Origin of the sequence: Streptomyces sp. NPDC058955 (assembly GCF_042741435.1) — a bacterium.
Classification (GTDB): domain Bacteria; phylum Actinomycetota; class Actinomycetes; order Streptomycetales; family Streptomycetaceae; genus Streptomyces.
The window spans coordinates 1-7,509 of the sequence record NZ_JBHYKM010000201.1 but is presented as its reverse complement, the minus strand read 5'-3'; the positions used below and the strand labels follow the sequence as shown (position 1 = coordinate 7,509).

Annotated in this window: 7 protein-coding genes; 6 read left to right on the top strand and 1 reads right to left on the bottom strand. The window is 73.4% G+C overall.

Translation table 11 applies throughout. From position 1 onward, the window contains the following. The first annotated feature begins 232 nt into the window (after positions 1–232). From ACFW1I_RS37415 to ACFW1I_RS37390, 6 genes are all read left to right on the top strand, one after another. Positions 233–976, top strand: coding sequence for an MFS transporter (locus ACFW1I_RS37415; protein WP_384678433.1), 744 nt, complete (start codon positions 233–235; stop codon positions 974–976). Further along, positions 973–1,686 (top strand): SGNH/GDSL hydrolase family protein, encoded by a 714-nt coding sequence (locus ACFW1I_RS37410; protein WP_384678431.1) that lies wholly within the window; start codon positions 973–975, stop codon positions 1,684–1,686. Before ACFW1I_RS37415 ends, ACFW1I_RS37410 begins: the two co-directional genes overlap by 4 nt. A 123-nt stretch (positions 1,687–1,809) precedes the next feature. Then, positions 1,810–2,718, top strand: a complete 909-nt coding sequence (locus tag ACFW1I_RS37405) for a hypothetical protein (RefSeq protein WP_384678429.1) — start codon at positions 1,810–1,812, stop codon at positions 2,716–2,718. A 121-nt stretch (positions 2,719–2,839) separates the two neighbouring features. Next, complete coding sequence (locus ACFW1I_RS37400) at positions 2,840–4,114, top strand: MFS transporter (protein ID WP_384678427.1); 1,275 nt, start codon at positions 2,840–2,842, stop codon at positions 4,112–4,114. A gap of 174 nt (positions 4,115–4,288) precedes the next feature. Next, complete coding sequence (locus ACFW1I_RS37395; RefSeq protein ID WP_384678425.1) at positions 4,289–5,131, top strand: PP2C family protein-serine/threonine phosphatase; 843 nt, start codon at positions 4,289–4,291, stop codon at positions 5,129–5,131. A gap of 177 nt (positions 5,132–5,308) precedes the next feature. Next, positions 5,309–6,346 carry an MASE1 domain-containing protein gene (locus ACFW1I_RS37390; RefSeq protein ID WP_384678423.1) on the top strand — a complete coding sequence of 346 codons (1,038 nt, stop codon included), beginning with the start codon at positions 5,309–5,311 and terminating at the stop codon, positions 6,344–6,346. Positions 6,347–6,366: 20 nt separating this feature from the next. Here the strand turns inward: ACFW1I_RS37390 and ACFW1I_RS37385 are convergent, their stop codons facing one another. Next, complete coding sequence (locus ACFW1I_RS37385; RefSeq protein ID WP_384678421.1) at positions 6,367–7,320, bottom strand: poly-gamma-glutamate hydrolase family protein; 954 nt, start codon at positions 7,318–7,320, stop codon at positions 6,367–6,369. Positions 7,321–7,509 lie beyond the last annotated feature (189 nt).

The window sequence follows — 7,509 nt, the reverse complement described above, 5'->3', positions numbered from 1 at the left end:
ACCTATAAAAAAACTTTGCACTCTCGGGGCTGTCCTTTGTTTTATAACCCCCACCCCCCCACCGGGGGGGGGGGGGGGGGGGGGGTGCCCGGGGGGCGGGCGGGGGCGCGCCGGCGAGTCCCGCGCCGGGCGGGCGCCCGACCTGCTGGGCGGCCTCCTCCTCGCCCTCGGCGTCGGCTCGGCGGTCTACGCCCTGACCCAGGGCCCGGACCACGGCTGGTCGTCGGCGCGGGTGCTGACCGCCGCCGCCGTCACCGTCCTCTCGGGCACGGCGACCGTGCTGCGGGCGCTCCGGCACCGGAGCCCGGCGCTGCGCCTGGACCTCCTCCGCGGCCGGCCGTTCGCCGTCGCGAGCGGCGTCTCCTTCGCGTACGGCACCGCGCTGTTCACCACGATGCTGCTCGGCGTGCTGTTCCTGACCGGCGCCTGGGGCTACTCCGCCCTGGAGGCCGGTCTCGCGATGAGCCCGGCGGCGCTCGTCACGGCCGTCGTCGGCGTCGGCGTCGGGCGGCTCCCGGTCGCCCTCCCTCCGCGCACGATGGTGGTCGGCGGCTCGACCCTCATCGCCGCCTCGACGGCCGTCCTGGCCCTGCTGATCGACACCGAGCCGCGCTTCTGGACGCTGTGGCTGCCGGCCGGAGCGGTGATGGGGGTCGGCGTCGGCCTGGCCACCGTCGGCATCTCCAGCGCCGCCGCCTTCTCCGTCGCACCCCGGCACTTCGCCGCCGCGACCGGCATGGTCATGGCCGCCCGCCAGGTCGGCGGCGGCCTCGGCATCGCCGCCACGGCCGTGATCATCGCGGAGGTCTCGGGCGCGGGAGCGGAGCCGTACGCGGCCGTGTACTGGTTCGCCACCGCCGTCAACGCGGCCGCCGCGGCCGGCGGTCTCGCCCTGCGCCTCACGCCCCCTCCCCCGCCGCGCCCCACGCCCGCGTCCGCGTCCACTCCGCACGTCCTCGAAGGAGACCGGCGATGACCGCCCACCCGAACGGGACCGGCGCGCGGGATCCGCACACGGATCCCGCCGAATCCGCCGATCCCTACTGCCTGCCCGCGGACGCCGCCGCCGAGCTGCTCCGCCCGCTCCCGTGGAACCGGCTGGCCGTGCTCGGCGACAGCGTCACCGCCGGGGTGATGGACCCCCTCCCCGGCTACCGCCACCGGTCGTTCGCCGACCGTCTCGTCGACGCCCTCGCCGCCACCCGCCCCGGCTTCGCCGCGGTGAACCTGGCCGAGCCCCACCTGCTCGCCGCCGGGATCCGGGAGCGACAGCTCGCCCCCGCCCTGGAGTTCGAGCCGGACGCGGTCCTGGTGAGCGCGGGCGGCAACGACGCCTTCCGCGACGTCGACCCGGACGCGCTGCGGGCCGAACTGGCCTCGCTCCTCACCCCGTTGGCCGAGAGCGGCGCGGTCGTCGTCACGATCGGCCTCTTCGACCTCGCCCGCTCGGGCCTGGTCCCGCCGGAGTACGCCGACGGCATGGCCCGCCGCTTCGACACGCTCGACGCCGTCACCGCCGACCTGACGCGGAGCCTCGGCGGCCTCCACGTCGACACCCACCACCACCCGCTCGCCGCCGACCCCGGCATCTACGCCGCCGACCGCGTCCACGCCAACGCGCGCGGGCACGCGATCGCCTTCGCGGCCCTCGCGGACGCCCTCGGCAGGCGGGGGCGGGACGGGTAGGAAATCTCCTTCCCGGAGATCCCCTTCCCGAAAATCCCCCGGAATACCCCCCGGGGGTATATGGTTGTGATCGTCGTCCTGACCGGACGACGGCAGGATCCGCATCGCACCAGGGGAGACGTCATGAACGAGCACGCCGGCCACGGCCACACCGACCACGCGGCCCACGGCGGTCACGGAGCGCACGGCAACCACGGCGGCAACGGCGGCCACACGGGGCACGGCAGCCACGCGGGGCACGCGGGAGCGCAGCCCGGCGGACTGTCGGTCTCGGCGGACGGCTACACCCTCGTCCTCGACTCCGCGATCCTCACCGCCGGTGTGCAGCCGGTCACCTTCCGGGTGATCGGCCCCGACGGACAGCCGGTGACCGAGTACGTCGCCGAGCACGAGAAGGAGCTGCACTTCATCGCCGTCCGGCGGGACACGGCCGGGTTCCAGCACGTGCACCCGGTCCGGGACGAGCACGGCACCTGGAGCACCGAGCTGGCCCTGGAGCCCGGGGACTGGCGGTTCTTCACCGACATCCACCCGGTCGGCCACGACGGGACCCTGACGCTGGGCATCGACGCCGCGGTCGCCGGGGCGTACGCCCCGCGGCCGCTGCCCGAGGCCACCGGGACCGCGCGGATCGGCGCGTACACCGTGGCGCTCAAGGGCGAGCTCGTCCCCGGCGAGGCGAGCGAGCTGACCCTCACCGTCAGCCGGGACGACCGCCCCGTCACCGACCTGGAGCCCTACCTGGCCGCGTACGGACACCTCGTGGCCCTGCGCGTCGGCGACCTGGGCTACCTCCACGTCCACCCGGAGGGCGAGCCCGGCGACGGCGTCACCGCGCCGGGTCCCGACATCTCCTTCATGGCGGTCGCGCCCACGGCCGGCACCTACCGCCTCTTCCTGGACTTCCAGCACGACGGAGTCGTCCGCACGGCCGAGTTCACGGTCCCCACCGCCACGCCCGCGCCCGCGCACGGCGACCACCACGCGCACCACGGCGGGCACGGCGACCACGCCCACCACGCCCACCACTGACCCCACGGACGGAAGAACGAACTCCCTTGTCCCGTCGCAACCGCCCCGCCTGTAGCCGCGGGGCGCGGCCGCCGCCACCGCGAGGCCGTGCCCCGCCGCATGGACACGGAAGGAACCCGCCATGCGCCTGTTCGCCCTCCGCGACTACCGCCGACTCTTCGGCGCCCAGGTCATCGCCCTCTTCGGGACCGGTCTGACGACCGTGGCCCTCGGACTCCTCGCCTACGACCTCGCCGGTCCGCGCGCCGGCGTGGTGCTCAGCACCGCCCTGACCATCAAGATGGTCATGTACGTGATCATCGCGCCGCTGGCCGCCGCGTACGTCGACCGGCTCCCCAGAAGAACGTTCCTCTTCCTCCTCGACGCGGTGCGCGGTCTGGTGGTCCTGGCCCTGCCGCTGGTCACCGAGGTCTGGCACATCTACCTGCTGATCGGCCTGCTCCAGGCGTCCTCGGCGGCGTTCACCCCGACGTTCCAGGCCGTCATCCCCGACATCGTCACCGACGCGTCCGCCTACACCCGCGCCCTGTCCGCGTCGCAGGTCGCCTCCACCATGGAGAGCCTGCTGAGCCCGGTCCTCGCGGCCGTCGCCCTGACATTCCTGAGCTTCGACCGGCTGTTCCTCGGCACCTCGGCCGGGTTCCTCGTCTCCGCCGCGCTCGTCCTGTCGACCCGTATCCCCGACGCCCGCCCGAGCGGCCACGCCAAGGCGTGGGACAAGGCGGCGGCCGGCATCCGGACGTTCCTCCGGACGCCCCGGCTGCGCGGCGTCATGGCGCTCAACCTGGTGGTGGCGTCGGCGGGTTCGATCGTCGTCGTCAACACCGTCAACCACGTCCGTGACGAGCTGGGCGGTTCCCAGTCCGACGTCGCCTGGATGCTCGCCGCCTCCGGCACGGGCACCCTCCTGGCCGCGCTGGTCCTGCCCCGGGTCCTCGACCGGATCGCCGCCCGCACGGTCATGCTGACCGGTGCCGGAGTCCTGGTCGGCGGCACGACCGCCGCGGTGGCACTCTCCGCGACCGGCCTCCTCACCTGGGCCGCCACGGCGACCGTCTGGACCGCGATCGGCGTCGGGATGGCCCTGGTCATCACCCCGACCGGCACGGTCATCCGCGCCTCCGTCGGACGGAACGCGATCCCCGGGGCGTTCGCGGCGCAGTTCTCCCTGTCGCACCTGGCCTGGCTGGTCACCTACCCCCTGGCGGGATGGCTCGGCACCACCGCCGGCTTCACCCTCACCTGGACGGTCCTCGCCGCCCTCGCCGCGACGGGAGCGGCCGGCGCCCTCCTCCTGTGGCCGCGCCACGACGCGCGATCCGCCGTCACCGGCGTCGCGGCCCCCGCCCGGCAGGCGCCCGGCGCGGACCGGTCCGCCCTGGCCAAGGCGGCCTGAGACCCACGGTCGGGCCGGAGTGCGGGGTGGATGGAGAGTGGATGGAGATGCGGGGGTCGTGCACTCCCGGCAGAGTGGAGAAGGACCTTGTCCGTACCGAGGTGTTCCCTGGGGTCCCGCGTGCGGGAGACGGGACGGAGTGATACGAGGATTGTCGCGATGTCGGAGTGATCGATGTTCCGCAGACGGCCGGCCGACAACAGCGAGGATCTTCTGCTCCGGCTCGGGTCGCTGACCGCCAAGGCTCGGGAGTTGGCCGAGACCCAGCGTTCCCGTGTCGAGCTCGCCGTGGCCCTGCAGCGCGGCATGCTGCCCTCGGACCTGCCCAGCTTTCCGGGCGCCCGGCTGGCCGTCCGCTATGAGCCCGCCAACCACGGGCTCAACGTCGGCGGTGACTGGTACGACGCCTTCTCCCTGCCCGGCGGGCAGATCGGCATGTCCATCGGTGACGTCCAAGGGCACAACATCGAGGCTGCCGCCTTCATGGGACAGGTCCGCGTGGCACTGCGCGCACTGGCCTCCGTCAGCGGAGACCCGGGAGAGCTGCTCGGTCGCACCAACGACCTGCTGGTCTCTCTGGGCGCCGACCTCTTCGCCACCTGCACCTTCCTGCGGCTCGACCCCGCTGCCGGCACCCTGGAGTGCGCCCGGGCCGGTCACATCCCCCACATCTGGGCCACCAGCGACGGCCGCTCCGGCATCGACGACAGCGAGGGCGGGCCTCCGCTCGGTGTGCTCCGCGGCGTCGACTACCCGACCACGCGCCACCGGCTCACCTCCGACGGTGTCTTCGTCCTCCTGACCGACGGCGTGGTGGAGGGGCCTTCGCTCCACGTCGACGAGGGCCTGGACCGGGTGACGAGGCTCGCCGGCATCACCGCCGTCGCCGGGCTGGACGTCGACGCGCTCGCCACCGCCGTCATGAAGCTGGCGGCCACGGTGGGGCACGAGGACGACGCGGCCGTCCTGGTCGTCGGCCATGACGGCGGTCCCGCCTCGTCGGCGGTCGAGGGGTGAAGGGGGCTCGCCCCCGGGTCGGCCTGTCCCGGGTCGGCCCGTCCCGGGTCGAGCCGTCCCGGTTCGCGCCGTCCCTCGGGCCGGCCCTGACTCCACCAGCCGTCCGGACCCGTGCCGTACGGCGGCGCCCGACACGCAGGGGTCCTTGCCCGGCCGCGGCGGCCCGGCCGGTGTCTCATGTCTGGAGTGTTCGTCATTCGGCCGTTCCGGCCCTTCACCGAGGCCGCGCTGATCTCGCTGGCCGTGGCGGTCTGCTACTACGCGGCCGGACGGCTCGGCCTGCTGGGCAGCCTCGTCGTCGAAGGCGTGGTGGCCACCCCCATCTGGCCGCCCACCGGCGTCGCAGTCGCCGCCCTGCTGCTGTTCGGCGCGCGGGTCTGGCCCGGGATCGCCCTCGGCTCCTTCCTCGTCATCGCCTCCCTCACCACCCCTGGGCCCACCACGGTGGTCACCGTGGCGAGCAACACCGTCGCGCCGCTCTGCGCCTTCCTGCTGCTGAGACGGGTCGGCTTCCGGCTCGACATGGCGCGGCTGCGGGACGGCCTCTCACTGATCTTCCTCGGGGGCTTCGGCGCCATGCTGATCAGCGCGACCGCGGGGGTCGGACTGCAGGTGGTGACGGGCTCCCTGGACAGGAACGAGTTCTGGGCCGTGTGGCTGGCCTGGTGGGCGGGCGACACGATGGGGGTCCTGCTCGTCGCTCCGCTCCTGCTCGTACTCGCGGGGGCGCCGGGACGGTTCCGAGTACGGCGCTGGAAGGAGGCGGCCTTTCTGGGACTGACGACCCTGGTTCTCGTCCCCCTGGCCGTACTGAGCCCGCTGGGCCTGCTCTTCCTGGTCTTCCCCCTGCTGGTCTGGGCGGCGCTCCGCTTCCAGCTCGCCGGAAGCATGCTGTGCGCGCTCTTCGCGTCGGTGTTCGCCACCTTCGTGGCGACCTCCGACCAGGGCTCGTTCTTCCGCCTGTCGGACGTCGAGATCATGGTCAAGCTCCAGACCTTCAACGGTTCCGCCGCCCTGACCGCCCTGCTCCTCGCCTCCGTCATCACCGAGCAGCGTGCGACCCGCCGTTCGGTGCGCCGCGCCTGCGAGGAACTGGCGGAGGTCCTGGAGCACCTGGCGGCGGGCGAGCCCTCGCCGGGGCCCCTTCTGACAGGCCCCGGCGGCGTGCTGCCGAGCGCGGACGATGGTGGAGTCGACCGACCGACGATCGGGTGATCCGAAGGAAGCGCCCTGGGCTAGGCGGCGGGCGGCGTGGTGGCCAGGCCGCGCTCGTGGCGGTCGATGCCCTCGCGAACGGCCTTGACGAAGTTGTGCCAGTAGTGGGCCGGCTCGACGCCGTCGCCGGCGGTGCGCCGCCGGTCGGGGGCGCTGTCGTGGTCGGAGAACATGGCCTTGCGCAGCGCGGTGGAGATCTCCAGCTGGGCGCCCCCGCCGGTGCGGGTGCGGTTGACGATGTTCGCCGGGTCGTCGCCGTTGAGCGGGGAGTCGGGCGCGGCGATGGTGACGACCACCTTCCGCAGCGGGTCGCTCGTGGTGTTGAGGCCGAACGCGTGGAAGGCCGCCGCGAGGTTGTGCATCAGGCGCTGATCCCGGCCTCCGATGAAGATCTGCTTGTCCGAGATCTTCGACTCGTCGCTCAGCGGGTCCGGGCTGAAGCCGTGCAGGGAGACCGCGTACAGGTTGCGGCCGCAGACGGCGAGCGCCGCCGGGTCGTCGCAGTGGGTGGAGGTGACGTGCAGCGCCCCCGACGAGCTGAGTCCCTCGAACATCCAGTAGTCGCGCTGGACCGTGCCCGCCTCCTTGCGCTGCTCGTCGTCGAGGAGCGCGGCCTCGTCCTCGGCGAGGAGCTTGTAGCCGGCGATGGCGAGGCACAGTTCGCTCGTGCCCAGCTCGATGCCTCCGCCGTGCGGGGCGATGACCGCCGTGCTGCGCGGGATCTGGCTGCCGTATCTCAGGTTGTCCTGGAGCAGTGCCTCGGGGTGCGTGCGGAAGCGGCGCATCCAGTGGGTGCCCTCGACGTAGGTCGGGTCGGAGTAGAGCGCGGCGTTCGTGGCGAATTCGGTGGATGTGGTGGTGGCGTCGGCGGCGGCCGCCGTGCTGCCGTTCCCGGCGAGGTCGTTGAGGAGGGGAAGGGTGGTGGCAGCGGCTGCCACGGACGTCAGAAGGGCGCGTCGGCTGGTGAAAGACATGGGCAGATGATTTCCGACGGCCGAGGGCGGGTCGCGGGCGGGGCCCGGCGTACCGCGGCACCGCCCCCTCCGTGAGCGGCGGTTGCCTCCCCGCCCGCCGCCTGCGGTCGCCCGCTGACCGGTCAAGGCGGGTTGGTCCCCGACTGGTCCCCAGAAACGGGTCAGGGGCCGTTTCAGATTGCTCTGAAA

Coding starts and splice junctions, on each gene's coding strand:
- ACFW1I_RS37405 (WP_384678429.1), top strand. CDS start 1,810: ATGAACGAGCACGCCGGCCACGGCCACACCGACCACGCGGCCCACGGC.
- ACFW1I_RS37395 (WP_384678425.1), top strand. CDS start 4,289: ATGTTCCGCAGACGGCCGGCCGACAACAGCGAGGATCTTCTGCTCCGG.
- ACFW1I_RS37385 (WP_384678421.1), bottom strand. CDS start 7,320: ATGTCTTTCACCAGCCGACGCGCCCTTCTGACGTCCGTGGCAGCCGCT.
- ACFW1I_RS37400 (WP_384678427.1), top strand. CDS start 2,840: ATGCGCCTGTTCGCCCTCCGCGACTACCGCCGACTCTTCGGCGCCCAG.
- ACFW1I_RS37410 (WP_384678431.1), top strand. CDS start 973: ATGACCGCCCACCCGAACGGGACCGGCGCGCGGGATCCGCACACGGAT.
- ACFW1I_RS37390 (WP_384678423.1), top strand. CDS start 5,309: ATGTCTGGAGTGTTCGTCATTCGGCCGTTCCGGCCCTTCACCGAGGCC.